The 26,617-nt window shown below is 70.5% G+C and carries 24 protein-coding genes; 16 read left to right on the top strand and 8 right to left on the bottom strand.

Going from position 1 to position 26,617, the window contains the following annotated elements:
• Window positions 1–54: 54 nt before the first annotated feature.
• Entirely contained in the window at window positions 55–657 is a 603-nt protein-coding gene (locus KLK06_RS35300) for an alpha/beta fold hydrolase (RefSeq protein ID WP_214639956.1), read from the bottom strand.
• 139 nt (window positions 658–796) lie between these two features.
• Between KLK06_RS35300 and KLK06_RS35295 the strand changes: the two genes are divergently transcribed.
• From KLK06_RS35295 to KLK06_RS35245, 11 genes are all read left to right on the top strand, one after another.
• Window positions 797–1,705, top strand: a complete 909-nt coding sequence (locus KLK06_RS35295) for a LysR family transcriptional regulator (protein ID WP_214639955.1) — start codon at window positions 797–799, stop codon at window positions 1,703–1,705.
• Window positions 1,706–1,856: 151 nt separating this feature from the next.
• Complete coding sequence (locus tag KLK06_RS35290; RefSeq protein WP_214639954.1) at window positions 1,857–2,225, top strand: hypothetical protein; 369 nt, start codon at window positions 1,857–1,859, stop codon at window positions 2,223–2,225.
• Window positions 2,216–3,421, top strand: coding sequence for a DUF6395 domain-containing protein (locus KLK06_RS35285; protein ID WP_214639953.1), 1,206 nt, complete (start codon window positions 2,216–2,218; stop codon window positions 3,419–3,421). Before KLK06_RS35290 ends, KLK06_RS35285 begins: the two co-directional genes overlap by 10 nt.
• A 42-nt stretch (window positions 3,422–3,463) precedes the next feature.
• The gene (locus KLK06_RS35280; protein ID WP_214639952.1) at window positions 3,464–4,306 is read left to right on the top strand and encodes a M55 family metallopeptidase; all 843 of its coding nucleotides are present in this window, start codon (window positions 3,464–3,466) and stop codon (window positions 4,304–4,306) included.
• A 204-nt stretch (window positions 4,307–4,510) separates the two neighbouring features.
• The gene (locus tag KLK06_RS35275; RefSeq protein WP_214639951.1) at window positions 4,511–6,061 is read left to right on the top strand and encodes a flavin monoamine oxidase family protein; all 1,551 of its coding nucleotides are present in this window, start codon (window positions 4,511–4,513) and stop codon (window positions 6,059–6,061) included.
• Window positions 6,062–6,120: 59 nt separating this feature from the next.
• Window positions 6,121–6,633 (top strand): YbaK/EbsC family protein, encoded by a 513-nt coding sequence (locus KLK06_RS35270; RefSeq protein ID WP_214639950.1) that lies wholly within the window; start codon window positions 6,121–6,123, stop codon window positions 6,631–6,633.
• Window positions 6,634–6,754: 121 nt separating this feature from the next.
• Window positions 6,755–8,809: a serine/threonine-protein kinase gene (locus tag KLK06_RS35265; RefSeq protein ID WP_214639949.1), complete on the top strand. Its 2,055-nt coding sequence runs from the start codon at window positions 6,755–6,757 to the stop codon at window positions 8,807–8,809.
• Between the two features lie 16 nt (window positions 8,810–8,825).
• Window positions 8,826–10,607 (top strand): serine/threonine-protein kinase, encoded by a 1,782-nt coding sequence (locus tag KLK06_RS35260; RefSeq protein ID WP_214639948.1) that lies wholly within the window; start codon window positions 8,826–8,828, stop codon window positions 10,605–10,607.
• Between the two features lie 34 nt (window positions 10,608–10,641).
• Window positions 10,642–11,871: a serine/threonine-protein kinase gene (locus KLK06_RS35255; protein WP_214639947.1), complete on the top strand. Its 1,230-nt coding sequence runs from the start codon at window positions 10,642–10,644 to the stop codon at window positions 11,869–11,871.
• Between the two features lie 216 nt (window positions 11,872–12,087).
• On the top strand, window positions 12,088–12,867 hold the full coding sequence (locus KLK06_RS35250) for an electron transfer flavoprotein subunit beta/FixA family protein (protein ID WP_214639946.1): 780 nt from the start codon (window positions 12,088–12,090) through the stop codon (window positions 12,865–12,867).
• A 21-nt stretch (window positions 12,868–12,888) separates the two neighbouring features.
• Window positions 12,889–13,842 (top strand): electron transfer flavoprotein subunit alpha/FixB family protein, encoded by a 954-nt coding sequence (locus KLK06_RS35245; protein ID WP_214639945.1) that lies wholly within the window; start codon window positions 12,889–12,891, stop codon window positions 13,840–13,842.
• A gap of 3 nt (window positions 13,843–13,845) precedes the next feature.
• Here the strand turns inward: KLK06_RS35245 and KLK06_RS35240 are convergent, their stop codons facing one another.
• The 5 genes from KLK06_RS35240 to KLK06_RS35220 all read right to left on the bottom strand — a co-directional run bounded on the left by KLK06_RS35240 (window position 13,846) and on the right by KLK06_RS35220 (window position 18,619).
• A complete protein-coding gene (locus KLK06_RS35240; protein WP_214639944.1) occupies window positions 13,846–14,985 on the bottom strand; it encodes a cell wall metabolism sensor histidine kinase WalK in 1,140 nt (379 codons plus the stop codon).
• Window positions 14,982–15,881, bottom strand: a complete 900-nt coding sequence (locus KLK06_RS35235; protein WP_214639943.1) for an ABC transporter ATP-binding protein — start codon at window positions 15,879–15,881, stop codon at window positions 14,982–14,984. The genes KLK06_RS35240 and KLK06_RS35235 overlap by 4 nt, the downstream gene beginning before the upstream one ends.
• A 188-nt stretch (window positions 15,882–16,069) precedes the next feature.
• Window positions 16,070–16,744, bottom strand: a complete 675-nt coding sequence (locus tag KLK06_RS35230) for a rhomboid family intramembrane serine protease (protein WP_214639942.1) — start codon at window positions 16,742–16,744, stop codon at window positions 16,070–16,072.
• A gap of 77 nt (window positions 16,745–16,821) precedes the next feature.
• Window positions 16,822–18,018, bottom strand: coding sequence for an MFS transporter (locus KLK06_RS35225; protein ID WP_214639941.1), 1,197 nt, complete (start codon window positions 18,016–18,018; stop codon window positions 16,822–16,824).
• A 94-nt stretch (window positions 18,019–18,112) separates the two neighbouring features.
• Window positions 18,113–18,619 carry a TetR/AcrR family transcriptional regulator gene (locus KLK06_RS35220; RefSeq protein ID WP_214639940.1) on the bottom strand — a complete coding sequence of 169 codons (507 nt, stop codon included), beginning with the start codon at window positions 18,617–18,619 and terminating at the stop codon, window positions 18,113–18,115.
• A 53-nt stretch (window positions 18,620–18,672) separates the two neighbouring features.
• Here KLK06_RS35220 and KLK06_RS35215 point away from each other — a divergent pair, with 53 nt between their 5' ends.
• Window positions 18,673–19,836, top strand: a complete 1,164-nt coding sequence (locus KLK06_RS35215; protein WP_308168591.1) for a cysteine desulfurase family protein — start codon at window positions 18,673–18,675, stop codon at window positions 19,834–19,836.
• A 20-nt stretch (window positions 19,837–19,856) separates the two neighbouring features.
• Here the strand turns inward: KLK06_RS35215 and KLK06_RS35210 are convergent, their stop codons facing one another.
• A complete protein-coding gene (locus KLK06_RS35210; RefSeq protein WP_214639939.1) occupies window positions 19,857–20,909 on the bottom strand; it encodes a DUF695 domain-containing protein in 1,053 nt (350 codons plus the stop codon).
• Window positions 20,910–20,988: 79 nt separating this feature from the next.
• On the opposite strand from KLK06_RS35210, the gene mnmA reads away from it, so the two are divergent.
• Entirely contained in the window at window positions 20,989–22,092 is a 1,104-nt protein-coding gene (mnmA, locus tag KLK06_RS35205; protein WP_214639938.1) for a tRNA 2-thiouridine(34) synthase MnmA, read from the top strand.
• A 52-nt stretch (window positions 22,093–22,144) separates the two neighbouring features.
• Here mnmA and KLK06_RS35200 read toward each other — a convergent pair whose 3' ends face one another.
• Window positions 22,145–22,777, bottom strand: coding sequence for an MBL fold metallo-hydrolase (locus tag KLK06_RS35200; protein ID WP_214639937.1), 633 nt, complete (start codon window positions 22,775–22,777; stop codon window positions 22,145–22,147).
• A gap of 24 nt (window positions 22,778–22,801) precedes the next feature.
• Here KLK06_RS35200 and KLK06_RS35195 point away from each other — a divergent pair, with 24 nt between their 5' ends.
• The 3 genes from KLK06_RS35195 to ligA all read left to right on the top strand — a co-directional run bounded on the left by KLK06_RS35195 (window position 22,802) and on the right by ligA (window position 26,507).
• Window positions 22,802–23,794, top strand: a complete 993-nt coding sequence (locus tag KLK06_RS35195; RefSeq protein ID WP_214639936.1) for a methionine synthase — start codon at window positions 22,802–22,804, stop codon at window positions 23,792–23,794.
• A 14-nt stretch (window positions 23,795–23,808) separates the two neighbouring features.
• Complete coding sequence (locus KLK06_RS35190; RefSeq protein WP_214639935.1) at window positions 23,809–24,228, top strand: hypothetical protein; 420 nt, start codon at window positions 23,809–23,811, stop codon at window positions 24,226–24,228.
• A gap of 95 nt (window positions 24,229–24,323) precedes the next feature.
• Window positions 24,324–26,507 (top strand): NAD-dependent DNA ligase LigA, encoded by a 2,184-nt coding sequence (gene ligA / locus KLK06_RS35185; protein WP_308168590.1) that lies wholly within the window; start codon window positions 24,324–24,326, stop codon window positions 26,505–26,507.
• The last annotated feature ends 110 nt before the right edge of the window (window positions 26,508–26,617 follow it).

Genomic DNA, 26,617 nt, shown 5'->3' with positions numbered 1-26,617 from the left:
AGCGCACCGATCAGGTTGGTTTGTGGTCCACGACGCGCCCCGGCCCCGGCGGGTTCACCGCTGCCGGGTGCGCTCGCTGAACCTGGCGGTGAAGCGGGTCAACGTCTCGCGGTCGACATCGAACAGGCGCCCGGCGACCTGGACGGCGGCATCGATGAACCGCTCTCGCACGGCGGATTCCGCCACGTGGGTAACCTGACCGCCTTGTATCAGCACCCGGCCGTCCACGATGACGGTGTCGAGGAACGCGATCTCGGCCTGCTTGTCCTGGTCGTCCTCGATGTTCTCGACACTGATCAGGATGGCGGCGCGTACCCGGTCCGGGTGGGCCAGTGCGGTGCGGAGGGTCACCGTGGCACCCAGGCCCGTACCGCCCAGCGCGGCGTCGCGGGTGCCCAGGTGATCCAACAGAGCGATGACGTCGGAGGTGTACTGCGTCCAGGTATGCCTGCCCGGATCGATGCAGACCGATCGGCCGTAGCCTCGCACGTCAGGAAGGATCACCGTGTGCAGGTCGGCGAGGTGGCGAGCCAGCGGCAGCAGGCTGTGGTGGTCTGGGCCGCCGCCGTGCAGAAGGACGAGTGGCGGCCCGCCCGCGCCGACCGTGATGGCGTACAACGAGCAGCCGTCTCCGCCTTTGTAGGTGAACTCGCTCATCGCGACGATCCTTTCTGCGGGCGGGCCGCCATCGATGGGCATCCCATACGTCAATCGAAATTGCCTGTATGTCAGGGTAGAAGGGCATGTGAGCTAGCGGCAAAGACGAATCTGCTGCGATACTCATAGCCAAATGGCTATGGACAACCGCATCTCCCTGCACAAACTCGAGGTCTTCTGCGCTGTCGTCGAACAGGGAGGCGTGGGCCGCGCCGCCGCCCACCTCTTCGTCTCGCAGCCCGTGGTGAGTGGACACATCCGCTCACTGGAGGAGCGGCTGGGTGTTGAGCTCTTCTATCGCGTCGGTCAGCGCATGGAGCTCACCGACGCCGGCCGCGCCGCTTATCAGTGGTCTCGCGACACCCTGCACAGTGGCAACGAGCTTGAGCGCGAGCTCGCCGGCATCACCGGCGGCACCACGGGAGCCGTGGCCGTGGCCACCAGCATGACCGTAGGCAGCTACTTGCTACCGCCCATTCTCACCGACTTCGTCCTGGCCAATCCCGGCGCGCGGATCGCGGCACACGTGTTCGACCCGAACCAGATCTGGGAGGCGGTCACCTCGGGACTGTGCGACCTGGCCGTGCCCATCGCCCCGCGAATCCCCTATGGCCGCGGCCTCACCGGCGAACTCGTCGGCCACCAGGATCTCGTGCTCACCTGCGCGCCGAACGCGGTGGACGTCGGCGACGGTCGCATCCCGGTGAGCGAGCTGGCCCGGCTGCCTTTCGTCTCCACCCCGCGTACGTCCATCCGGCGAGACATCGAGGACATGGCGTTCGCCGAACTCGGCATCACCGACCGCAAGGTGATCATCGAGTTCGGCCACCCCGAAGCGATCAAGCACGCCGTCCGGGCCGGGCTCGGCGTCGCGATGCTCTTCCGCGCCTCGGTCGCCGCCGACCTGGCCACAGGTTCGCTTCAGGAAATCCAGCTCGCCGACGCCCGCCCGCGCCTGCCGGTCTTCGTCGTCTGGCGCGCGGACAAACGCCTGTCCTCCTTGCAGCAAACCCTGATCACCGTCATCCGCGACGCGCTGGACTCGTGACCGCGGGGTTGAGGAACCTGTACACAGCCGCGGCTCGGCTTCCCCGCTGTGGCCGGTCGCGACAAGTGGTGTTGACACCAGTTATATGGCTTGGTTGCCATTCGGAAACGGCGTCCTGAAGGTCGAAGATTTGCCACTATCGTGGCGTTTCATGATGCGCGTCCTGGTCCCCGCCCGCCTGCGCAAAGCCGTGCGGACGTGGTTCGATTCCCGCTATATCTCCATCGGCGATCACCGTCAGGACATCAGGGACGCCCTCTGGGAGGTTCAAACCCTGCGCCGGGAGATGGCGAGCTTGCAGGACGAGGTCGAGCGCCTCAGGAACGCCAGACCCGCCACCGCGGCCACCACCGACAAGGCCAGGCTCGACGACACCCACCGCCTTGCCCGGGAGACGGCCAAGGCGCTGGACGGCGTGCTGCAGAACGAGGTTCTGCTCTGGCAGGCGATCGACGATCTCAAGTCGCGGACGCCGGGTCCCGGTGATGGCGTTCGGGCGGAGGATCAGTCATGCGCGTGAGCTGGGCCGGAGGCGAGCTGACGTTCCGGCTCGGGGCCGCTGACGAGATCACCGGCAAGGCCGCCGACGAGCATCCGGTCAAGCTGGCCACCAACTCCTGCACGGTCGCCGGTGTCCCCGAGGATGCGCACCCCGATCTCTTCGCCGTCGCCGCGTGGACCGTGGTGGCGCCGTGGACGCGCAAGGAGATCGTGTTCGACCGGGCCATCTCTCCTGAGGTGGCCGCCGCGCTGCACGACGGGTGGGGCGTCGAAGCGGGGCCGGTAGGTGCGGAGGTCCGTCACACCGGGACGAACTTAGCGATCTCCTACAGCGGTGGCGCGGACTCCGTGGCGGCGGCGGCCATCTATCCCGAGGCGCCGTTCGTGCACTTCCGGCGGGTGCCGCATCCTCGCGTGCCGAATCGGTGGCCGCATTACCGCTCCGACGTCCTGGCCAGGCTGGCCCGGCGGACCGGACGGGATCTCACCATCGTGGACTCCGACCTGGAGTTCACGCTGTCCGAGCCCCGGCCCGGATACCCGGAGCACCACGCGGTCGCGGTCGGGGCGTTGCTGCACGCCGACCGGATGGATCTCGGGGGACTGGCGTTCGGGTATGAACTGGGTTCACGGTGGCTCGGCGGGGATCGCTACTTGCTGCGGTACACGCCCGACAACCTGATGTGGGCGCCGCACGGGGCGTGGGGGCGGTTGTTCGCGGCGGCGGGGGTGCACATCGTGCTTCCCGTGGGCGGGGTGAGTGAGGCGGTCACCATGCGGCTGGCCGTGAACTCGGAGCTCAAGGAGCACGTCCGATGGTGTCTGCAGGGCACCGACGGCCCGTGCCGTACCTGCGGCAAGTGCCTGTACAAGGAGCTCATCCAGGCCGCCGTCGAGCGGCGGCCGCTCGACACGCCCTTCACCGCCGACGACCCCCGGGTGCGCAAGTGGCTCCAGCCGCCGCCGTACGGGGGACAGGAGATGGTCGAGTACGGCCTGGCGCGGGTGCCCGGCATCCAGGACACGCTGTTCGGGAAGGCGCTCGACTACTTCGACGCCACCGAGGAGTCGACGAGCTGGCTCGACCACTGCTACCCGCCGGCGCTCGACGAGATCCCCGCCCAGTGGCGTGACCAGGCGGCCGAGTTCATGACGTCCAAGGTCGGGCTCATGACCGAGGCCGAGGTCCGCCGGGTGGAGACATGGGGCACGTGAGATGTTGGCGTCCCTGAGCTGGGACAGGTGAGGAGTGCGGTTGTGAAGGTGTATCTGTCGGTCGACATGGAGGGCGTGACCGGGCTCACCGACCCCGAGGAGATGCACGCCGGTAAGCGTGGTTACGAGCGGGGATGCGAGCTCATGACCGCCGACGCCAACGCCGCCGTCGAGGGGGCGTTCGAGGCGGGGGCCACCACAGTGCTGGTGAACGACGCGCACGGGTCCACCAAGAACCTGCGGATCGACCTGCTGGACCCGCGTGCCACCCTCATCCGGGGACCGGGTAAGGCGCAGCGGATGGCGCAGGGGCTCGACGGGTCGTTCCAGGCCGCCTGTTTCGTGGGCTACCACGCTCGCGCGGGGGTGCCCCACGGCGTGCTCAACCACACCTGGATGGGCAAGGAGATCCAGAACGTCTATCTCAACGGCGAGGTGTGCGGCGAGACGCGGCTGGTGGCGGCGTGCGCCGGGTTCCACGGTGTTCCGGTCGTGGTGGTGACCGGGGACGAGGCCGTCGGTGAAGAGGCGCGCGAGTTGCTCGGCGATGTGGAGACGGTGGCGGTCAAGAAGGGGATCGACAAGTTCTCGGCCGAACTGCTGCCGCCGAGCGTCGCCCAGGCTCGGATCCGTGAGGCGACGGCAAGGGCGTTGGGGCGGTTGAGCGACTTCACGCCTTACCGGGTGGCGGCGCCGTACACGCTCGGGGTGGAGTGGAACTCCACTGCCATCGCGGCCGCTGTGGGGCTGGTGCCCGGCGTGAAGTCGGTCGGGGCGCGGCACACCGAGTTCACCACCGATGACTTCACACAGATCATGGCGTTGTTCGGTATCTTCGCCTCGATCGGCGGCCAGATCGCCTGCGGCAGCGGTCCGTACGGCTGAGCGCTCGCCAGGGGAGTGAGGCCGTACGACGACGCCCGATAAGTGAGGTCGTACGGCGACATCCGATAGACGAGACGCGCGGCGGTCGGACCCGCGAAGATGGGCCGCGAAAAGTGAAAGAGGGCGCGCGAGAGCGGGCCCGCATGGGCGGGCGCGCAAAGGTGAGTCCGCGGATGGTAGGCCCGCACAGTGGGGAGCAGGGGCATGGAGGGCGCGGCGCTGACCCGGCGGAGCTTGCTCGTCGGCATCGGGGCGGTGGGCGGCGCGGGAGCGATGTACGCCGCCATGGGCGCGCTGGGTCTGGCGCCGTCCGGGCAGGACAAGGACTTCGCCTCCCCCCGGCAGGGTGACTTCTCGCTGCGCGGCAAGGCGGCGGCCAAGGTAGTGATCATCGGGGCGGGCGTCGCCGGGCTGACCGCCGCGTACGAGCTGGGCAAGGCCGGCTACGACTGCACGCTGCTGGAGGCCAGGGACCGGGCCGGCGGCCGGAACCTCACGCTGCGCGGCGGCGATCGGCTGGCCGAGATGAACGGCCCCGCCCAGGACGTGACGTTCGGCGAGGGCGTCTACTTCAACGCGGGCCCGGGGCGGATCGCGCCGTGGATGGTCACCCTCGACTACTGCCGCGAGCTGGGCATCCCGATCGAGACGTTCATCAACAACAACGGGCAGGCGTTCGTCCACACGAACGGGCAGACGGCCCGGGCAAGAGCCGCTCGTGCTGATATGTACGGATATGTCGCGGAGCTGCTGGCCAAAGCGACGAATGTCGGCGCGCTCGACAAACAGATCAGCAAGGACGACCAGGAACGCCTGCTGGAGTTCCTCCGCAGGTTCGGCGACCTGGGCCCCAAGCTCGGCTACGAAGGCTCCGACCGCCGCGGTTTCGTCAAATATCCGGCGCTGGACGGCGGCACTCCCATCCCGGCCCCCGGCACCCTGCACGCCGTCCTCGCCGCCGGCACCGGCCGTTCGATCACCAACGACTTCGGCTACGAGCAGTCCACCCCCATGTTGCAGCCGATCGGCGGCATGGACGCCATCGTCACCAAGCTCACGGCGGCGGTCGGCGAGGACCGGATCAGGACCGGCGTCAAGGTCAACAAGATCACCAACCTGGCCGACGGCGTCGAGGTCACCTGGGACGGCGGCTCGCTCAAGGCCGACTACTGCATCGCCACCCTCCCGCCCCACCTGCTCGCGAAGATCCCGCACAACCTCGGCGCCCCCGTCACGGCCGCTCTCAAGACGCCCATCCCGGTCGCGAGCGGCAAGATCGGGCTGGAGTACAGCCGGCGCTGGTGGGAGCTCGAAGACCGCATCTACGGCGGCGTGACCGAGACGGACCTGGACATCACCCACATCTGGTACCCGTCGTCCGGCTTCCACTCCGAGCGCGGCGTGCTCGTCGGCTACTACAACACCGAGCAGAACGCCGAGCTCTACGGCGCGCTCACCCCGGAGGACCGCAGGCGCCGCGCCCTCACCCAGGGCAGGAAGATCCACGGCGACAAGTACGGCAAGGACCTGCTCTCCAGCGTCTCCATCGCCTGGGACCGTCAGGAGCACATTCAGGGCGGCTGGGTGCGCTGGCCCGCCATTGATTCGTCGTTCACTCTTCTGCAACGCCCCAGCGGAAGGGTCTACTTCGCGGGTGACTGGCTCACCTACCTGATCGCGTGGCAGGCGGGCGCGATGGAGTCGGCCCGCGGCGCCGTCACCCAGCTGCACCAACGGGTATTGCAGTCACCGTGACGTCGCGCGCGACTCCGGGGACCGGCGTAAGGTCCTGAGAGAGCGATCGAGGAGATGGGATGACGTTGGACTGGGTGCCCGCGACCGACCGGACCGACCTGCTGGCCGAGCCGGTGGCACGTGCCGTGCAGGGACTCGGCGGCGTCGAAGTGGCCGAGATCGACCCCGAGCTGGCCGATACGGCGGCGTTCTGCGAGCGCTACGGCGTGACCCTCGACGAGTCGGCCAACTGCGTGGTCGTCGCGGCAAAGCGCGGCGGTGAGACGCGTTACGCGGCGTGCATGGTGCTCGCGACGATGCGGGTCGACGTGAACGGCGTCGTACGCAAGCATCTCGACGCGCGCAAGGCGAGCTTCGCCCCGATGGCGGAGGCGGTCGAGCTCACCGGGATGGAGTACGGCGGCATCACCCCGCTGGGCCTGCCCGCAGACTGGCCGATCCTGGTGGACACGAAGGTGGCGGAGCACCACAAAGTGGTGATCGGAAGCGGTGTGCGGCGGTCCAAGTTGGCCATCGCCGGAACCGCACTTGCCGGACTTAAGGGTGCAGAGGTCCTCCCTCTGGCGAACTGAAGCCAATTCGAGACCGTTGAACTGGAAACCGATGGGCCCCTTCCGGACGTTGTACGAGTGGGAATGTGGCCTCATGGTTCATCTCGTGGGCGGGGATTAAGCCGGTATGGTGCTTCATGCCATGAACGATGACCGACTCGGCCCTTACCGGCTGCTCAGGCGGCTCGGTGAAGGCGGAATGGGCGTTGTCCACCTCGCTGTCGACCCACAGGGGCGACAGGTGGCGGTCAAGGTCCTACGCGCCGAAGTCGCCGGCGACGAGGTCGCCAGGCGGCGGCTCTCGCGCGAGGTCGAGACCATGCGCCGGGCGCGCAGCAAGTACATCGCCGAGGTGCTCGACGCCGATGTGACCGGTCATCGGCCGTACATCGTCACGCGTTACGTCCCCGGACGACCGCTCGACGAGATCGTCAAGGACGACGGCCCGCTCGGCCTGCCCGCGCTGGTCAAGATCGCGCACGGGGTCGCCACCGCGCTGGCCGCCGTGCACGCGGTCGGCGTGATCCACCGCGACCTCAAGCCGGGCAACGTGCTGATCATCGACGGCGAGCCGGTCCTGATCGACTTCGGCATCGCCCAGGCGGTCGACGCGACCCGGCTGACGCAGACGGGGATGTTCATCGGCACGCCCGGATACCTCGCCCCCGAGATCATCGAGGGGCAGGAGGCCGGCCCCGAGGTCGACGTCCACGCCTGGGCGGGCACGCTGCTGTACGCGGGCACCGGCCAGCCGCCCTTCGGCAAGGGCACGCTGGAGATGATCTTCTACAACATCACCGCGGGCAAGGCCGACGTGAGCGCGGCCCCGGCGGAGCTGCAGCCGCTGCTCAAGGCCGCCTTCCAGCGCAACCCCGCCAAGCGGCCCAAGGCCGCCGAGCTGGCCGAGCAGACCGCCAGGATGCTGCCCAGGCCGCCGGGCAACGTGCCCGACGAGATCTCGACCGTGCCGCGGTCCGACCGCTCCAACCCGTCGATCGAGCTGCCGACGCCGCAGCCGCTGGCCGACAAGCCGTCCTACGACGTCTCGACGCCGCCCATGACGCCGCGGAAGTTCGTCGACGGCCAACTGCGCCAGCAGCCGGGACAGCCGCAGCAGGGGCCCGGCCAGAACCGGCCGCCCCAGGGCCAGCCGCCCCAGCAGCCGCCGCAGGACCAGCAGTACGTCTCGCTGCTCCCCGAGCAGCAGGGCGACCCGTGGCCGACCCGCAGGGTGACCCCGGAGGAGCTGCGCAAGATGCAGCGCGAGGCCACCCCGCAGCCGTGGCAGGTCTCCGCCCAGAACAACAGCCACACGCCGCCGGCCGAGGCCGACGTGCCGACCCGGCGCGTACGCCCGACGGACCCGCCCGACATCCCCACGCGCCGGGTACGCCCCGACGCGCCCGACTACGGCAGGGGCAACCCGGTCCAGCCGCCGCCCTACATCCCGGTCCAGGGCCAGTTCCCGCCCGATCCGCAGGCGAAGCGCGAGCCGTACCTCCCGCCGGACCAGCAGGGCGCGCGCGACTCCTACCAGCAGCCCGACCTGCGGACCAAGCGCGAGCCGTTCATCCCGGCCGCCCGGCCGGGGCAGGCGCTCCAGCGCTCCAGGGCCTATGGCCTGGCGAGCGCGATGCTGCTGATCCTGATGATCGTGGCGGCCGTGGTGGCGCCGGTGCTGGTGGCCCTGGTGGCGATCCCGGTCGTGGTGCTGCTGCGCGCGGCCGACCTGGCCCAGCCGGAGCTCATCGCGCGCAGGTCCACCGGATCGGCGGCGCTCGACGTGGTGCGGGTGTTCGCCTTCCCCAAAGCGCTGGTCAAGTCGGTGGGCATCACCTTCGCGCTGACCTTCTACGCGCTTATCCTGGGACTCCCGGTGACGTTGCTGCTCGCCGTGGTAGTCAAGATGAACCCTTTCAACGCTCTGGCCTGGGGGACGGCGATCGCCCTGTGGACCGTCTGTTCGGGCCCGGGAGTAGAGGGACCTGGAAGGCAGATGCGCAGAACCCTCTCATCGCTCGTACCCTCGAGAACAGCGGCGATGGTGATGGTGGGAGTTCTCGCGGCGGGGGCCGCGCTCTCCCTGATCCTCGCTTACGGCACGTTCGACAATGCGAGGAGGGCCGTATGGGCTCCGCTGGACGTCGGACCTGTGGTGACCCAGCTCAACGGACTGAAGGGGAACCCAGGGGGATGATGCTGGGACGGTGGCGATGAGCACCCAGGCGCCGGAACGTCTCGGCCCCTATCGGCTGGTCAGGAAGATCGGCGAGGGTGGCATGGGCGTGGTCCACCTGGGCCTCGACTCTGAGGGCCGCGAGGTGGCCATCAAGGTGCTGCACCCGCACGTGGCGGCCGACCTGAAGGCTCGGGACCGGCTGACGCGCGAGGTCGAGACCATGCGCCGGGTACGCAGCCCGTACGTGGCCGAAGTGGTCGACGCCGAGCTCGTCGGCGGTCAGCCGTACGTCGTGACCCGCTTCGCGCCCGGCCGCACGCTCGAGGAGACCGTGCTGGCGGAGGGCGCGCTGGAGGCGCGGCAGATCATCAGGCTGACCCAGGGCCTGTGCCAGGCGCTGGTGGCCATCCACGCGGCCGAGGTGATCCACCGCGACTTCAAGCCGTCCAACGTCATGTTGGTCAACGGCGAGCCGCTGGTCATCGACTTCGGCATCGCGCACCTGGTCAACGCCACCAGGCTGACCCAGACGGGGATGTTCGTCGGCACGCCCGGTTACCTGGCGCCCGAGATCATCCGCGACTCGGAGATCACCCAGGCGGCCGACGTGCACGCGCTGGCCTCCACGGTGTTCTTCGCCGCGACGGGCGCGCCGCCGTTCGGCACGGGCACGTTCGAGGCGGTCTGCTTCAACATCATGGAAGGGCGCGCGCAGATCGACAAGGCGCCCGCCTGGCTGCGCGGCTGGCTGAGCCGCGCACTGCGCGTCGAGCCCGGCACCCGGCCCAGCGCCCAGGAACTCCTGCGGATGGCCAGGTCGCTGGACCCGACGGTGACCTCATTCCACGAGACGCCGTCCGACGGGCCGACCGGCACCAAGCGGATGGGCAACCGGACGCGGGTCATGGACAACTACGCCGACGTGCTGCCGCCGGTCACCTACGGCAGCCCGCCCGCGCCGTCGCCCGCGCCGCCGCGCGAGGTGAAGCCGCCGCCCTACGTCCCGGCGCCGATGCCGGACAGGCACCCGGCCCCGCGCGTCGACCAGCGGGTCGCCGGTTACCCGGCGCCGCCCACCCATCCGCCCGCCTACCAGCCCACCCAGGCGGGTCGGCGGGAGCAGCCGCCCCCTTACTCGCCGCCGGCCGAGCGCAAGCGTTATCTGGTCGGCAGCCAGTTCGTCGGTCTGCTGCTGCTGGTCACGCTGACCGCGCTGGCGGTCATGCTGCCCGTCGCGGTGAGCGCGGTGGCCGTCGCGCTGGCACTGGTGCTGCGGGTCGGCGAATACCTCTTCGGCGACATGGTCAAGCGCCGGCAGGTGCGCGGGAGCAGCGCGGCCGACCCGCTGCTCGTCCTGGTCGGCACGCCGTGGGCGCTGGTCAAGGCCGCGCTCGTGACGCTGGTCCACGTGCCGCTGTCGCTGATGTTCGGTGTCTGCGTCTGGGGCGTGCTGCGCTGGGGTGGCGGGATGAGCGTCAACGACGCCGCCGCCTACGGCGCGGGCGCCTTCTCGGCCGGGCTGTTCGTGCTGCCGGGTGGCGGCGCGCCGCGCAAGGCGGTCACGCGCTCGCTCACCGGCATCCTGCGCACTCCCGGCGCGGCCCTGGTCGCCGCCCTGATCGTCGGTACGGCCGCGCTGCTCGCGGTGATGTTCGCGATGGGCCAGAACCCGACGTGGGCGCCCTGGCAGGCTCCGGAGACGGTGATCGACCAGCTGACCAGCCAGGCACGGCACAGCACGATGGGGTTGATCACCGGCCTGATCGACAGTCTGCTCGACGGCGTGGGAATGGGATTCCTGTCACCCTGGTCGTAAGTGTCTTGGCCCGCTCCGGGGGGAGAAAAGGGGTATGAGCCAGAAGCTGGGCCCGTATCAGTTACTCTCCCGGCTCGGAGCGGGCGGGTTCGGCGTGGTGCACCTGGCGCTCGACCCCGAGGGCCGTACGGTCGCGGTCAAGGTCCTGCACCCGCACGTGACAGCCGACAGCGGCGCGCTGGCCCGGCTGGCCCGCGAGGTGGAGACCATGCGGCTGGTGGGCGGGCCGCACGTGGCCGAGGTGCTCGACGCCTCACTCGACGTGGCCGAGCCCTATCTGGTGACCCGCTACGTCCAGGGCAGGCCGCTCAGCGCGGTCCCCACGCCGGTGGCCGAGCTGCGGCTGCTGGCTTCCGGGCTGGCCGACGCGCTGCTGGCCATGCACGAGGCGGGCGTCGTGCACCGGGATCTGAAGCCGGCCAACGTGATGATGGCCGAGGGCGAGCCGGTCGTCATCGACTTCGGCATCGCCAGCGCGCTCGACTCGCTCTCGGTGACGGCCTCGGGAGCCGTGGTGGGCACGCCCGGCTATCTGGCGCCCGAGGTGCTGGAGGGCAAGGAGTCGGGGATGGCGGCCGACGTGTTCTCGTTCGGGGCCACGCTGGCCTACGCGGCCACGGGACGCCAGCCGTACGGGCAGGGGCCGGCGTCGGCGGTCGCCTACCGTGTCGTGCACCACGACGCCGACCTGGAGGGGGCGCCGGACTGGCTGGCCCCGCTGCTGCATGAGTGCCTGGCCGCCGACCCGGTCGCGCGGCCGACGGCCGCGCAGATCTGCGCCCGGCTGGGCGTCGAGGTCGTCCCTCGCGCCCACCACGCCGTCCGCCCGCCCACCGCCACCGCCCTGCGCTCCCGGCCGGGCGAGACGAACGACCTGGAGACCCGCGAATGGCGGCCGGGCCAGGAGCGGCGCCGTCCGCCGGTCGAGGAGTCCAGGGCCAGGCACCGGGAGAAGGTACGCAGGCGCTGGCTGATCGGCTCCGGGCTGTTCGTGGCGCTGCTGTCCGCCGCCGCGCGGGAGCCGCTGCCGGAGGTGGCGCTGTTCCTGCTGGCCGCCTACACGCTGGTGGCCGTGATCGACGCGGGGGTGGCGCTGTTATCGCGCCGCCTCCTCAGGACGAGCCGGATCATTTACGATTTCGCGGCGATGCTCGGGGCCGCGGGGCTCTGTGTGGGGCTGAGCACGTTCTTCAGCACGTTCACGCTCGCGCTGTTCGCCGGGACGGCGCTGGTGGTCGGGGTCGTCTTCCTGCTGTCGGCCTGAACCCGGGTAACGGAATAAAGTTCGGTAGGGTGGTGGATGCTTTGGTATGGGCCCCGCGCTTGCACCTAAGCTACTCATGGGTAACATGGCGGCAGGCGGGGGGAGTCCACCCCCTGTCGCCGCCCCCATGGGGCACCTGGCAGTCTGTCAGCATGCATCAGGCGCCGGTCGCACCGAGCGACGGCGTACGCGAACACGGGAGGTCGTCCACCGGCCATGAACATCGTCGTCTGCGTGAAGCAGGTCCCCGACACGGCGACCGAGCGCAAGCTCCGGTCCGATGACAAGACGCTCGACCGTGACGCCGTCGACGGCGTGGTGAACGAGCTTGACGAGTATGCGGTCGAGGAGGCCCTGAAGCTCAAGGAAGCCCACGGCGGTGAGGTGACCGTTCTCACCATGGGGCCGAGCCGGGCCGCCGAGACCATCCGCAAGGCCCTGGCCATGGGCGCCGACAAGGCCGTCCACCTGACGGACGACGCGCTGCACGGCTCCGACGCCCTGTCGACCTCCTACGCGATGGCGCAGGTGCTCAAGAAGATCGGGTTCGACCTGGTCATCCTGGGCTCGGAGTCGACCGACGCGCGTACGGGCGTGCTGGCCGCGATGCTGGCCGAGCGCCTGGACGCGCCGCAGCTCACGCTCGCCAAGAAGGTCGAGGTCGAGGGCTCTCAGATTGTGATCGAGCGGATCACCGACTATGGGTTCGACAAGGTCGCGGCCGAGCTGCCCGCCGTCGTGTCCGTGGTGGAGAAGATCAACGACCCGCGTTACCCGTCCTTCAAGGGCATCATGGCGGCCAAGAAGAAGCCGGTCCAGACGCTGGCCATCGCCGACGCGGAGATCGCGGCCGACCAGGTCGGCCTGGGCGCGGCCTGGTCCGAGGTCGTCGACTTCGCCGCGGCCCCGCCGCGCGCGGCCGGCACGATCGTCAAGGACGAGGGCGACGGGGGCTCCAAGGCCGCCGACTTCCTCGCGTCCAAGAAGTTCATCTGAGCCCGGGAGAGAACAACTGATATGTCGGAGATTCTCGTTCTCGTCGAGCACGTCGACGGAGAGGTCAAGAAGGTCACGCTCGAACTGCTGACTCTGGCCCGCTCGCTCGGCACGCCGGCCGCCGTCTGGGCCGGCCCCGGCATCACCGACGACGCCAAGGCCAGGCTCGCCGAATACGGTGCTGACAAGATCTACGTCGCCGGTGCCGACGAGATCGTGGACTACGTCGTCGCGCCCAAGGCCGAGCTGCTCGCCCACCTGGTGGCCGACAAGTCGCCCGCCGCCGTGCTGGTGGCCGCCACGACCGAGGGCAAGGAGGTCGCCGGCCGGCTCGCGGTCAAGACCGGCTCGGGCGTCATCACCGACGCCGTGGGCCTGGGCGAGGGCTTCGTGGCCGACCAGTCCATCTTCGGCGGCGGCGTCAACGTCCGCTCGAAGGTGAGCAAGGGCACGCCGATCATCGCCGTCCGCCCGAACTCGACGGCCCCCGTGGCCGCCGCGGGGGCGGGCACCGAGGAGCAGGTGTCGGTCACGCTGACCGCGTCCGCCAGGGCCGCCCGCGTCCTCGAGCGGGTGAAGCAGGAGAAGGGCGCGCGCCCCGAGCTGACCGAGGCCGCGATCGTGGTCTCCGGCGGCCGTGGCGTCGGCTCGGCCGAGAACTTCTCGGTCATCGAGGGCCTGGCCGACGCCCTGGGCGCGGCCGTGGGCGCCTCGCGCGCCGCCACGGACGCCGGCTGGTACCCGCACCAGTTCCAGGTGGGCCAGACGGGCAAGACGGTGTCGCCGCAGCTCTACATCGCGGCCGGCATCTCCGGTGCGATCCAGCACCGGGCCGGGATGCAGACCGCGAAGACCATCGTCGCGATCAACAAGGACCCGGAGGCGCCGATCTTCGAGCTCGCCGACTATGGCGTCGTGGGCGACCTGCACCAGGTCGTACCGCAGCTCACCGAAGAGGTCGTCAAGCGCAAGTAGGTCTCATGTGTCGATGGCGGGGAGCAGGACCTGGAAGGCCGCTCCCCGCCCCGGCGCGGAGCGGACCTCCACGCGCCCCCCGTGGGCGGCGACGATGGAGCGCACGATGGCCAGGCCGAGTCCCGCCCCACCGGTGGACCTGGCTCTGGAGCCGTCGGCGCGGTAGAAGCGGTCGAAGACGCGGGCCGACTCCTCGGCGCTGAGCCCCGGCCCCTCGTCCTCGATGACCAGCACCGCCTGCTCGCCCACGGTGCCGACGCCGATCCTGACCGGGGAGCCCGCGGGCGTGTGGGTGACGGCGTTGCCGACGAGGTTGCTGACCACCTGACGCAGCCTGGCCTCGTCGCCCAGCACCGGAGCGCTCGCCGCGGGTCCGTCGCCGGGCCCGGTGAACGCGATCGGCCTGGACGGGTCCAGCGCGGCGAAGTCGTGCCGCGCGTCGGCGGCCAGCGTACGCAGGTCCATGGGCGTCAGATCGAGCCTCTCGGGTTCATCGAGGAAGGCGAGCAGCAGCAGGTCGTCCACCAGCCGGGCCAGGCGCCCGGACTCGCTCTCGATGCGGGCCAGCGCCGCCTCGGCGTTCGTGCCGGTGCTGACGTTCACGGCGGCGGCCGTGGCCCGCATCAGGAAGCCGAGCGCCAGACCGAAGAGCGCCAGCAACGTGGGCACGAGCGGGCCGAGCGTCAGGATGCGAATGACGGTGGCGTCGCCGAACCAGACGGCCGGCGCCCCGCGAGCCGAAAGCGTCGCCATGCAGGTCAGGACCATCAGCCACACGGCCGCCACGCTCACCGGCAGTGCGGCCAGCACGGTCATCCCGGCCTTGGCGGTCAGCAGGCGCCGCCGGCCCACGGCCGCCGCGCTCGCGCGGATCGTGCCCGAGCCGTACTCGGACGAGGCCACCAGCGCGCCCAGCCCCGCGACCAGCAACTGCACGATGAACAGGCCCCGGGCGGCCGGGGTCATCGGGTCGAAGTCCAGCCGGTCTTGTGCCGAGCCGGCGGCGTACTGATGGGCGCTCGCGGTGCCGAACAGCCAGCCGAACATGGTCGAGAGCGCGACGATCGCCACGGAGAGGATCGTCGTGGAGCGGATGGTGGCGAACTTGGTCCATTCGGCGCGCAGCACGCCCGCGGCGGTCATCGGGACACTCCGTACTCGACGCTGTCACGGGTGAGCTCCATGAAGGCCTCCTCCAGGCTGGTACGGCGCGGGGCGAGCTCGAACAGGGGCACGGCCTCGGTGGCGGCCAGCCGCCCGATGTCGGGCGCGGTCAGGCCGGTCACGATCAGCTCGCCGTCGATGCCCGCCCGCACCCGGGCTCCGGCCAGCTCCAGCAGCCGGGTGAACATGGCGGACTCATGTGTCCGGACGAGCACCCCTTCGCCGGTGTCGGTGAACGTGGCGGTCTCCGCGTCGGCGATGAGCCTGCCCTTGCCGATGACCACCAGCCGGTCGGCCGTCAGCGCCATCTCGCCCATCAGGTGGCTGGAGACCAGCACCGTGCGCCCTTCGGCGGCCAGCCCGCGCATCAGCGTGCGGATCCACAGGACGCCCTCGGGGTCCAGCCCGTTCACCGGCTCGTCGAACAGCAGCACCGGCGGATCGCCGAGCAGGGCGGCCGCGATGCCGAGCCGCTGGCTCATGCCCAGGGAGAACGCCCCCGCCCGCCGCCCGGCCGCGTCCGTGAGCCCGACCAGGTCGAGCACCTCGGCCACGCGCCGGTCATGGATCCCGTTGGTCTGCGCCAGGTAGCGCAGGTGGTTGTAGGCGCTGCGGTGCGGGTGCACGGCCTGCGCCTCCAGCAGCGCCCCCACCTCCCGCAGCGGCTGGGGCAGGTCGCGGTACGCGCGCCCGTTGACGGTGACCGAGCCCGAGGTGGGCAGGTCGAGGCCGAGGATCATCCGCATCGTGGTGGATTTGCCGGCACCGTTCGGGCCGAGGAAGCCGGTGACCAGGCCGGGTCGTACGGTGAAGGTGAGGTCGTCCACGGCGAGCACCTCGCCGTAGCGTTTCGTCAGTCCGTTGAGCTGGATCATGCGGCCAGCGTCGTACGCCGGGATGGAGGGCTTCTGAGGAGATCTGTGAGGTTTCTGTGAGCCCGATCCCCCGAGCAGCGGATCACCGCGAGGCCCAGCCGAAATCCACAGAGAACTTCCAGATCACACCCCGCCGAGCGCCTCCCGGATCCGCGCCGCGAGGGCGCAGATGAAGCGCTGCCCGTTCTTCACGCGAGCGACGTAGGCCGTGAGGTCGAACGGGACTTTGCGGTCAGGGCCCATGCCGCGATCATGCCACCCAGCAGGGCCACGCCGTGGAGGTCGGCGAGGGCGGTGAGCGTGACGCCGACGACCGTGAGGACGACGGGGAAGAGCCGCACGGGCAGTCGCTCGCGGTGGACCACCAACTGGAACCCGGCCACGGTGAGCGCCACCGTCACCACCCAGCCCCAGGTGCCGCCGGACGGCGCGAGGGCGTACGCGGCCAGTGTCACCGCGTAGAAGGCGCCCACGGAGCGCTCCAGCGTTCCCTCGCAGGCCAGGGCCAGGCCCGCGGCCAGGCCGCACAGGGCGATCGAGTTCCCGGCTCCCGGGTCGTTGAACAGGTATCCGGCCGTCTGCCCGGCCACGGCGCCCGCGCCGTACAGGATGAGCCAGCGGGCGGGCCCGAGCGAGCGCTCGGTGAGGTAGCCGAGCACCGCCAGGAACGCCAGGTTGACCAGCGTGCCGAGCACGCCGCCGTCCTGGACGACGAGGGAGGTCGCGGGCCGCCACCATTCCCCGGCGCCGATGGCCGCCGGGTCGCGCATGAGTGCGGGCTCCAGTCCGGGGAGGAAGAACTGGAGCACACTCGGCACGGCGGTGACGACGAGCACCGCGGCGGTGGCGATCGGTTTGACCATGGGCTCAGCCTGGCACTGATCTGCGGATCGGGGCAGTGCAGAATGTCAGCCACTGAACCAGGACAAATGTCCCGGTGTCAGGCGTGGGCGGGCTCCCTGGCCGCATCCTCGACGGCCGGCCAGACCGTGACCGACGTGGGCTCCTGACGCGGCAGGAAGCGGGCGGCCACCGCGATCGCCACACCCAGCACGACGGCGATCCCCAGCGCGGCACGCAGTGACGTGACGTCCGTCAGGAAGCCGATCACCACGGGGCCGAGCAGCAGTCCCGCGTAGCCCATGGCACCGGCCTGGGCGATCGCCGGACCGGGGTTGTCGGTGGCAGTGCCGGCCAGCGAGAGCGTCATCGGCGAGATCGTGGCCACGCCGAGGCCGACGAAGAACATCGTCACCACCGCCACCAGCGGCGCGGGCGCGACCAGCACGACGGCGAAGAACCCCGCGGTGGCCACGCCGGAGGCGGTCATGATGCCGCGCACCCCGAACCTGGACCCCAGCCTGTCGCCGGTGAGCCTGGCGACCAGCATGCCCACCTCGAAGACGGGGTAGCCGAGCGCGGCCAGCGCCTCCGGCGCGCCCAGGGTGTCGCGCATGAACAACCCGTTCCAGTCGGCGACCGTGCCCTCCACCATGAACGCGAAGAACATGATGGCGCCGAGCAGGTAGACGACCGGGGGCAGGCGGCGTGCCGCCTTGGCGGTGGTCCGCGCGGCCGGGGGCTCAGGCAGGTAGGTGCGGCCCAGCAGGACCGCCACCGGCAGCGAGACCAGGCCGACCAGCGCCACGTTGGCGGTGAACGACAGGCCAAGGGCGATCGACAGGCTGCCCATGGCGCCCGCCGAGATCGCGCCCACGCACCAGCCCGCGTGCATGCCGTTCAGCAGCGGGCGCCCGTAGGCCCGCTCGACGGCGGATCCCTGCGCGTTCATCGCGATGTCCACCATGCCGAACGCCATGCCGAAGAACGCGGACGCGGCCAGCAGCAGCGGGAGGTTCGGCGCGAAGGCCACGCCCACCAGGCCGAGCGCCGTGAGCGGGCCGCCGATCCGCAGGATCGTCTTGCTGCCCGCGCGGGCCATGATCCGGCGCATGGACTGCATGGTGATCAAGGCGCCCACGCCCCACGCGAGCAGGACCACGCCGACCGCCGACTCGGACAGGCCGAGCTTGTCGGTCAGCGCCGGGATGCGCACGGTCATCGTGCCCACCAGCAGTCCGGCCAGAACAAAAGTAAGAACTGCCCCATAGCGGGCAATCCTCAAGTCGCGGATCATTGGAACATACCTCGCAAATCACTCATCAGTTGGCATGCGACGCGGCCCGGAGCTCATGACGCGAGCCCGGGCGGCGAAGGAAGGAAAGGGGGTCTTAGGGTTTGAGCAGGGCGCGGCAGCGGGCCTCAAGGGCGCGCAGGTCGCTCTCGGCGTTGAGGTCGGGATCGTGGCTCGCCACGTCCCAGAGCCCCTCGCAGGCCAGCCGGACGATCTGGGACGCCACCCGGTCGGGCTCGTCGTCCAGCCCCTCGCGGTGCCAGCGGGCCATGGCCTCGCGCATCGGCGCCAGCAGGAACAGGTTGCCCGACGCCCCGGTGACCACGGCCCATCGTCGCAGCCGGTTGGAGCGCACGGCCTCCAGCGTCGCCGCCAGGTAGCGCTCGGTGTAGGTGGGGTCGCTCTGGGCGGCCATCAACTGGTCGAAGTCGTCGATCAGCCGCTCGACCATGCCCTTGATCAGGGCTTCTTTGGAGGAGAAGTGGTAGAGGAGGCCGCCCTTGCTCACGCCGGCCCGATCGGCCACCGCGGACAGGGTCAGCGCGGTCGAGCCCTGGTCGCAGAGGAGATCCTCTGCCGCATCCAAGAGCTCGTCCCTTCTCATGCCTCTACTGTACCGTCCGGACGGTACAGTGGCAAAGGGGATACGCTTTCCTGGTGAGCAGACCGTCGGCCTACCTTGATCACGCGGCGACCACGCCCATGCTTCCCGAGGCGATCGAGGCCATGACGGAGCAACTCGGCCTGGTCGGAAACGCGTCATCGCTGCACGCGACCGGCCGCCGAGTGCGCAGGGTGGTCGAGGAATCCCGTGAGACCATCGCCGACACGCTGGGCGCCAGGCCGAGCGAGGTGGTGTTCACCTCGGGCGGCACCGAGGCCGACAACCTTGCCGTCAAGGGCCTCTACTGGGCGCGCCGGCCGAGGAAGCGACTGCTGATCAGCTCGATCGAGCACCACGCGGCGCTCGACCCGGCCCATTGGCTGGCCGACAGCCAGGGCGCGCAGGTCGAGCTGCTGGAGGTCGACGAGCTCGGCCGGGTGCATCCCGACACGCTGCGCGCCGCCATCGCCCGCGACCCCGACGACGTCGCCATGATCAGCGTCATGTGGGCCAACAACGAGGTGGGCACGGTCCAGCCCGTGCACCTCCTGGCCGCCATCGCGCACGACAGCGGCATCCCGTTCCACACCGACGCCGTGCAGGCGGTCGGGCAGCTGCCGGTGTCGTTCGCCGACTCGGGCGCCGACGCGCTGACGGTGACCGGGCACAAGGTCGGCGGCCCGCTGGGCGTCGGCGCGCTGCTGCTGGCCCGAGGGCAGACGCCGGTCTCGGTCATGCACGGCGGCGGTCAGGAGCGTGACGTGCGCTCCGGCACGCTCGACGGGCCCGCCATCGCCGGTCTCGCCGCCGCGGTCCGCGTCGCGGTCAAAGAACAGCAGGCGCTGAGCCGCCGCCTGACCGAGCTGCGGGAGGACCTCATCCAGCGCGTACGTCAGGCGGTCCCCGACGTGGTGCTCAACGGCGACCCGGCCGACCGGCTGCCGGGAAACGCCCACTTCTCCTTCCCCGGCTGCGAGGGCGACGCCCTGCTCATGCTGCTCGACGCCAAGGGCGTGGAGTGCTCGACCGGGTCGGCCTGCTCGGCCGGGGTGGCCCAGCCCTCCCACGTGCTGCTGGCGATGGGCGCCGACGCGGCGGCGGCCAGGGGCTCGCTCAGGTTCTCGCTCGGGCACACCTCGACCCAGGACGACGTCGACCGCCTGATCGAGGTGCTGCCCGCGGCGGTCGAACGCGCCCGCCGCGCCGGCCTGAGCTGACCCGGCTGATCGATGCCCGGCTAGTTGATGAAGGCCACCACCGCGGTCCACGCGGGGTCGGTCGCCACGTCGACCCGCGGCTCCCCTTCCTCCCAGCTCACGATCAGCTCCTTGGCGTGGATCGCCGCGTCGCCGGTCGGGTCGGCGTAGATGTGGATGACCCGATGGCTCTCCGCGCTCAGGTGTGCGGCCAGCACCGCGTCGTCGTGGAGCTTGAGCAGCCGGGCCGCCAGCCGTTCCTCGAAGTCGCGCAGCGCCGTCAGCGACTCGCCGACGGGCAGCCCGTTCTCGTCGCGATGCGCGTACGGCAGCGTGATCGCGATGTGCTGGTCGAAGAGCGGATAGTCGACCGGCCGCAGCGGATAGCGGGCGGTGGCGATCAGCGGCGCGCCCGCCGCCGTCTGGCCCTCCAGCAGCGCCCACTGCTCCTCTTCGTAGCCGGAGGCCAGGTCGGCCACCACGGCGGGCAGGTGCACGGCGGCGACCGAGTCGATCGGCTGGAACGTGGCCGGGGTGATCTCGCCCACCCAGCGCGCCACGTCGTCCTCGCCGAGCAGCCAGTCGAGGGCCAGCAGCGTGGCCTCCAGCCGGGTGTCCTCGTCGAGCTGGCCGAAGATCGGGTGATAGGCGGCCACGTCCACGCGCGGTGAGTTGGGCGGCACCCGCAGCCCCAGCATCAGCTTGTCCAGCGCGAACTCGAAGCCGCCCACGTCGAGCGTGAGCTCCAGCGCCTGGGGGTTGACCTGGCGTGACGGATGGAACTCCCACAGCAGGTCGGCGGGCGGCGCGCCCTTGACCCAGCGGTGCGCCAGCGAGCGCAGCTCGGGGTCGCCGGCGGCGGTCACGACCAGCGCGTGCGCCGCGTTCCTGCCGGGGGCCACCTCCCAGACCAGGTCGGGATGCACCGCGGCCACGGCCGGGGCGATCCATTCCGAGAGCCCCTCGGCCTCACCGGCGGCCACCAGCGAGTCGAGCCGCGGCCTGGTCTCCTCCCACCACGCCCAGAACGGCGCGATGCCGTCACTCGGCTCGGTGGGCTCTTCTTCGTCGTCCTTGCGCCCGAACAGTCGCATGGCCTGAATACTCCCAGACGCGGGCCCCGCTTGTGCAGATGGCCGGGCACCCTTGGCGGGACAGTACGCTGGAATGGTCATGGGATTGCGTGTACTTGCCGCCATGTCGGGCGGCGTCGACTCCGCCGTGGCCGCAGCCCGGATCGCCGAGGCCGGTCACGACGTCACTGGCGTGCATCTGGCCCTGTCGGCCAACCCTCAATCACACCGCACGGGAGCCAGAGGCTGCTGCACGGTCGAGGACTCCCGCGACGCGCGGCGCGCCGCCGACGTGATCGGCATCCCGTTCTACATCTGGGACATGGCCGAGCGCTTCCAACGCGACGTGGTCGATGACTTCGTGGCCGAGTACGCCGCGGGCCGCACGCCCAATCCGTGCCTGCGGTGCAACGAGAAGATCAAGTTCTCGGCGGTGCTCGACCGGGCGCTGGCGCTGGGCTTCGACGCGGTCGCCACCGGTCACCACGCCAGGTTGGTGGACGGCGTGCTGTCGAGGAGCGCCGACCAGGGCAAGGACCAGTCCTACGTGCTGGGCGTGCTCACCCGCGAGCAGCTCGGCCACGCGATCTTCCCGCTGGGCGACTCGACCAAGGCCGAGGTACGCGAGGAGGCCGCCAGGCGGGGCCTGACGGTCGCCGACAAGCCCGACAGCCACGACATCTGCTTCATCGCCGACGGCGACACGCGGGGCTTCCTGGCCAAGCGGCTCGGCGCGGCCGAAGGGCCGATCGTCGACCAGGAGGGCGAGGTCGTCGGCAACCACCACGGCGCCCACGGCTTCACGATCGGCCAGCGCAAGGGGCTGCACATCGACCGGCCCGCCGCCGACGGCAGGCCGCGCTACGTGCTGTCGATCGAGCCCGTGTCCAACACGGTCACGGTGGGGCCGCGGGCAGCGCTGGAGGTCACCTCGATCACCTGCGTCCGGCCGGTCTGGAACGGGCCCACGGAGCCGACCGGCCTGACAGAGCCAGCGGCGCCGGGCGGGCTTGTCGCGCCGGACGAGCTGAAGGTGCAGCTGCGGGCCCACGGCGAGGTCTACGGGTGCCGCTTCGAGGAGACCGCCGAGGGGCTGCTGATCACCCTCGACCGCCCCGCCACGGGGGTCGCGGCGGGGCAGGCGGCGGTGCTGTACTCAGGCGAGACCGTCATCGGCTCGGCCACCATCGCCGCGGCCGTCTGACGCCCCAGAGCGGCTGAGCTTCGGGACGGCCCGACCTCGGGGCGGCCCGACCTCAGGGCAGCTCGACCGACTCGCCGACCTTGAGTCGCCGCATGTCGGCGTGCTGCTTGTCGGACTCCAGCTTCAGGTAGTTGTCGACCAGGCTGAGGCCGATGTCGTTGAGCAGCCCGTCATGGGTGGAGAACGCCCTGGCCGGCCGGATCGCGCGCAGGTAGTCGACCGTCTCCAGCAGCTTCATCCAGGGAGCGTGCGTGGGCACCAGGAGGGTGGGCACCTCGACCCCCGGCACGGTCAGCGCGTCACCCGGGTAGAAGACCTCATCGTCCACCATGAAGCCGACATTCTGCACAATCGGCACATCAGGGTGGTTCTTTGCATGCCACTCGCCGAACACCTTCACCGCGAAACCCGCCGCCGTGAAGTCGTCGCCATGCCGTACGACCTGCACCTTCGCCGGCACCTCCGCCAGCTCGGCGGCGACCGCCTCGCAGGTCCAGATCTCCAGGTCGGGAGAGGCGGCCTTGAGCCGCTCGACGTCGACGTGGTCCATGTGCTCGTGGGTGATGAGCACCGCGCCGGCACCGTCGAGCACGGGGCCCTCGGTGAAGGTGCCGGGGTCTACGACGAGGACGTTGCCGTCCTTCTCCAGTCGTACGCACGCGTGGCCGTGCTTGGTCAGCTTCATATTTCCAGAGCCTACGCTGGTGCCATGTCGACGTTGGAAGCCACCGGGGTTGGGTCGCATCCGGGTGAGGATCATTTCGAGGCGCTTCGGATGGTGTTCGGCGAATTGCCGAGCCTGCCGTACCTACCTGAGTTGCCGGCCCGTGGCGTAGGCGCCGACCTGGTGGGGCGGACGGCGGGGCTGCTCGTCGACCTGGCGGTGGAGGTGCAGCCGTCGGGATGGCGGCTGGCCGACCGGCCGGGACGCGACCACCAGCGGGCCGTCGACCATCTCAGACGCGATATCGACGGCCTGGAGGAGGTCGGGCACGACTACACGGGGCCGCTCAAGCTGCAGGTCTGCGGGCCGTGGACGCTGGCGGGCACCATCGAGCTCAAGTACGGCGACAAGATGCTCTCCGATGCCGGAGCCGTACGCGACCTGATCGCCTCGCTCGCCCAGGGCGTCGAGGACCACGTCGCGGAGGTGCGGCGGCGCGTGCCCGGGATCACCGAGATCGTCCTGCAACTTGACGAGCCGGGTCTGCCCGGCGTGCTCGCGGGCACCGTGCCGACCGCCTCGGGCTTCGGGCGGCTGGCCCCTGTGGAGGGCTGGCGGGTGGCGGAGTCGCTGCGCCTGTTCGGCGACCTGGTCGTGCACTGCTGCGCGCCGTCGGTGCCCCTCCGCCTCCTCCGTACGGCCGGCGTCCGCGGCATCTCGCTGGACGCGTCCCTGCTCAGCCGCCGCGACGACGACGCGCTCGGGGAGGCCCTGGAGGCGGGGCTGCTGCTGTTCCTCGGCGTGGTGCCGGGCACCGACGCGCGGCTGGCCGATGCCGCTGTGGTCGCCAGGCCCGCGCTGGACCTGTGGCGGCGGCTCGGCTTCCCACCCGAAAAGCTGGCCGGGCAGGTCGTGCTGACCCCGGCCTGCGGCCTAGCCGGTGCCTCTCCCGGCTACGCGCGGGCCGCACTCGCCGCCTGCCGCAAGGCCGCTCAGGTGCTGCGCGACGATCCGGCAAGCGGGTTGCAACCCGGGTGAGTAGCCTCACTTTTATGATCTTTCGTACTGTGGCGGTCGGCGTCACGCTCCTGATCTCCTCCGCGTCGATCGCCGCGCCGGCCGCGGCCGCCGCCAACCCCGAGATATGGAAGTGGGGCCCTATCTCCTCGTCCGACCGGGCGGGCACGGCCAAGGGCAAGGTCGTCCTCGACCGGCCGGGCTTCGTGGTGAACGGCAAGCTCTACAACCTCCCCGGCCGGAGCGGGTGCTCGTGGCTGAAGTTCCGGTGGGTCAAGGAGGACAGCGGCAAGGGCGCCAAGACGTACCACAACTGTTCCAAGACCAAGCCGCTGACGTTCTCTCTGCCCACCGGCTACATGCTCTCGATCGAGGGCCGGGTCTGCCGCGGCACGGCCACGAAGGTCACCGGCAAGTGCTCGTCCTGGGACGGCGTCTGGGCCCAGGGCGGCTGACCCCGTTCACGCCGCGACCGGGCACCGCGGAAGGTGCCTGTTGCCGGTGCTCGGCGATAGCGTTTGCTCAGGGTGTTGGACGGAAGGAGACCCTGGTGAGCGAGCCAAGCGTCGATGGCGTGCCTGTGGCCGCGCGTGAGCGGCACGCCGAGGTGAGCGAGCTGGTGGAGGAAGCCCGCTATCGCTATTACGTGCTCGACCGGCCCACGGTCAGCGACGGTCAGTTCGACGAGTGGTTCAACGAACTGCTCGCGCTGGAGGCGGCGCATCCGGGCCTGCAGACGCCCGACTCGCCGACGCAGAAGGTGGGCGCGCCGGTCGCCGGTGACTTCGCCAAGGTCGATCACCTGGCGCCGATGGAGAGCCTCGACAACGCCTTCGACCCGGCCGGGATGGCCGCGTGGCAGGCGCGGGCCGAGCGGCTGGCCGAGGGCGATCCCGGGCCCTATCTCTGCGAGCTCAAGATCGACGGGCTGGCGATCGCGCTCGTCTACCGTGACGGCCGGCTGGAGCGCGGCGCGACCAGGGGCGACGGCAGGACGGGCGACGACGTGACGCCCAACGTCCGCACCATCGAGGGTGTGCCCCACCGGCTGAAGGGCGCCGACGTGCCCAGCCTCATCGAGGTCCGGGGCGAGGTCTACATGCCCGTCAAGGAGTTCGGCCGGCTCAACGAGCAGCTCGTCGAGCAGGGGATCGCGCCCTTCGCCAACCCGCGCAACGCCTCGGCCGGCTCGCTGCGCCAGAAGGACCCGCGGATTTCCGCGCAGCGCCCGCTGCGCATGATCGTGCACGGGGTCGGCGTCTGGGAGGGCGCGGCCGAGCCCAAGACGCAGTCCGAGGTCTACGAGCGGCTGCGGGAGTTCGGCCTGCCGGTCAGCGACCTCTACCGGGTGGTCGGCGACCTCGCCGAGATCGACGCCTTCATCGAGCACTACCGCGTGCACCGCCACGACCCGCCGTATGAGATCGACGGCGTGGTGGTCAAGGTCGACGACTTCCGCACCCAGCGCGAGCTCGGCTCCACCTCGCGGGCGCCGCGCTGGGCGATCGCCTTCAAATACCCGCCGGAAGAGGTCAACACCAAGCTGCTCGACATCCAGGTGGGCGTCGGCCGCACCGGCCGGGTCACGCCGTTCGCCGTGATGGAGCCGATCAGCGTGGCCGGTTCCACGGTCGAGCGCGCCACGCTGCACAACGCCGCGGTGGTGGTCGCCAAGGGCGTGCTCATCGGCGACACCGTCGTGCTGCGCAAGGCGGGCGACGTCATCCCCGAGATCCTCAGCCCGGTCACCGACCTGCGTGACGGGTCCGAGCGCCCGTTCGTCATGCCCACCCACTGCCCCGAGTGCGGCACGGAGCTGGCCTACGAGCAGGAGGGCGACGCCGACCTGCGCTGCCCCAACGCCCGCGGCTGCCCCGCGCAGATCCGCGAGCGGCTGTTCTTCGCGGCCCGGCGCGACGCGTTCGACATCGACGGGCTCGGCTACGTCGCGGCGACTGCGCTCAGCCAGCCGCTGCCGCCGCAGGAGCCGGTCGTGCGCACCGAGGCCGACCTGTTCGACCTGACGCTGGAGCGGTTGATCCCGATCAGGTCCGTGGTCCGAGACAAGGACAGCGGCCTGCCCAAGATCGATCCGAAGACGGGCGAGCAGAAGGTCGTCTCGTTCTTCTCCAACATCAACGGCGAGGCCAGCCAGAACGCCCACAAGCTCATCGAGGAGCTCGAGCGGGCGAAGCAGGCGCCGCTGGCCAACGTGCTGGTCGCGCTGTCCATCCGCCACGTCGGGCCGCCCACGGCCCGCGATCTGGCGGTCGCCCTGCGCTCGATCGACGCCGTCATGGCCGCCTCGGAGGAGGAGCTCGCTGCGATCAAGGGCATCGGGTCCAAGGTGGCGGCCACCATCCGCGCCTGGTTCGAGGTCGACTGGCATCGCGAGATCATCACCCGCTGGCGGACCGCGGGCGTCCGCATGGAGGACGAGCCCGCTCCCGAGAAGGGGCCGCAGACGCTGGAGGGGCTGACCTTCGTGGTGACGGGCACGCTGTCGGGCTTCACCCGCGACTCCGCCGCCAAGGCGCTCAGCGATCAGGGCGGCAAGGTCGCGAGCTCGGTGTCGAAGAAGACCTCGTTCCTGGTGGCGGGCGACAACGCCGGGTCCAAGTACGACAAGGCCGTCAGTCTGGGCGTGCCGATCCTCGACGGGGCGGGCTTCGAGGTGCTCCTGACCGATGGGCCGGAGGCGGCCGCACAAGTGGCTGTCACTCCGGAGCCATAGGTCATATACGGATCGTCGCGGGTAGCATACGAAGAGTGGTTTTGGGGTATATGTCCGAAGGATAAGTGACGGAACGTACGCGGTTGGTTTCGCGAAGTGGGGTAAAGGTC

The sequence above is a fragment of the Nonomuraea sp. NEAU-A123 genome, from assembly GCF_018603905.1.
Classification (GTDB): domain Bacteria; phylum Actinomycetota; class Actinomycetes; order Streptosporangiales; family Streptosporangiaceae; genus Nonomuraea.
The sequence above is the reverse complement of the archived record's forward strand: the minus strand, read 5'-3'. Positions and strand labels throughout refer to the sequence as shown.

Coding starts and splice junctions, on each gene's coding strand:
- KLK06_RS35300 (WP_214639956.1), bottom strand. CDS start 657: ATGAGCGAGTTCACCTACAAAGGCGGAGACGGCTGCTCGTTGTACGCC.
- KLK06_RS35295 (WP_214639955.1), top strand. CDS start 797: ATGGACAACCGCATCTCCCTGCACAAACTCGAGGTCTTCTGCGCTGTC.
- KLK06_RS35290 (WP_214639954.1), top strand. CDS start 1,857: ATGATGCGCGTCCTGGTCCCCGCCCGCCTGCGCAAAGCCGTGCGGACG.
- KLK06_RS35285 (WP_214639953.1), top strand. CDS start 2,216: ATGCGCGTGAGCTGGGCCGGAGGCGAGCTGACGTTCCGGCTCGGGGCC.
- KLK06_RS35275 (WP_214639951.1), top strand. CDS start 4,511: ATGGAGGGCGCGGCGCTGACCCGGCGGAGCTTGCTCGTCGGCATCGGG.
- KLK06_RS35270 (WP_214639950.1), top strand. CDS start 6,121: ATGACGTTGGACTGGGTGCCCGCGACCGACCGGACCGACCTGCTGGCC.
- KLK06_RS35265 (WP_214639949.1), top strand. CDS start 6,755: ATGAACGATGACCGACTCGGCCCTTACCGGCTGCTCAGGCGGCTCGGT.
- KLK06_RS35260 (WP_214639948.1), top strand. CDS start 8,826: ATGAGCACCCAGGCGCCGGAACGTCTCGGCCCCTATCGGCTGGTCAGG.
- KLK06_RS35255 (WP_214639947.1), top strand. CDS start 10,642: ATGAGCCAGAAGCTGGGCCCGTATCAGTTACTCTCCCGGCTCGGAGCG.
- KLK06_RS35250 (WP_214639946.1), top strand. CDS start 12,088: ATGAACATCGTCGTCTGCGTGAAGCAGGTCCCCGACACGGCGACCGAG.
- KLK06_RS35245 (WP_214639945.1), top strand. CDS start 12,889: ATGTCGGAGATTCTCGTTCTCGTCGAGCACGTCGACGGAGAGGTCAAG.
- KLK06_RS35240 (WP_214639944.1), bottom strand. CDS start 14,985: ATGACCGCCGCGGGCGTGCTGCGCGCCGAATGGACCAAGTTCGCCACC.
- KLK06_RS35235 (WP_214639943.1), bottom strand. CDS start 15,881: ATGATCCAGCTCAACGGACTGACGAAACGCTACGGCGAGGTGCTCGCC.
- KLK06_RS35230 (WP_214639942.1), bottom strand. CDS start 16,744: ATGGTCAAACCGATCGCCACCGCCGCGGTGCTCGTCGTCACCGCCGTG.
- KLK06_RS35225 (WP_214639941.1), bottom strand. CDS start 18,018: ATGATCCGCGACTTGAGGATTGCCCGCTATGGGGCAGTTCTTACTTTT.
- KLK06_RS35220 (WP_214639940.1), bottom strand. CDS start 18,619: ATGAGAAGGGACGAGCTCTTGGATGCGGCAGAGGATCTCCTCTGCGAC.
- KLK06_RS35210 (WP_214639939.1), bottom strand. CDS start 20,909: ATGCGACTGTTCGGGCGCAAGGACGACGAAGAAGAGCCCACCGAGCCG.
- mnmA (WP_214639938.1), top strand. CDS start 20,989: ATGGGATTGCGTGTACTTGCCGCCATGTCGGGCGGCGTCGACTCCGCC.
- KLK06_RS35200 (WP_214639937.1), bottom strand. CDS start 22,777: ATGAAGCTGACCAAGCACGGCCACGCGTGCGTACGACTGGAGAAGGAC.
- KLK06_RS35195 (WP_214639936.1), top strand. CDS start 22,802: ATGTCGACGTTGGAAGCCACCGGGGTTGGGTCGCATCCGGGTGAGGAT.
- KLK06_RS35190 (WP_214639935.1), top strand. CDS start 23,809: ATGATCTTTCGTACTGTGGCGGTCGGCGTCACGCTCCTGATCTCCTCC.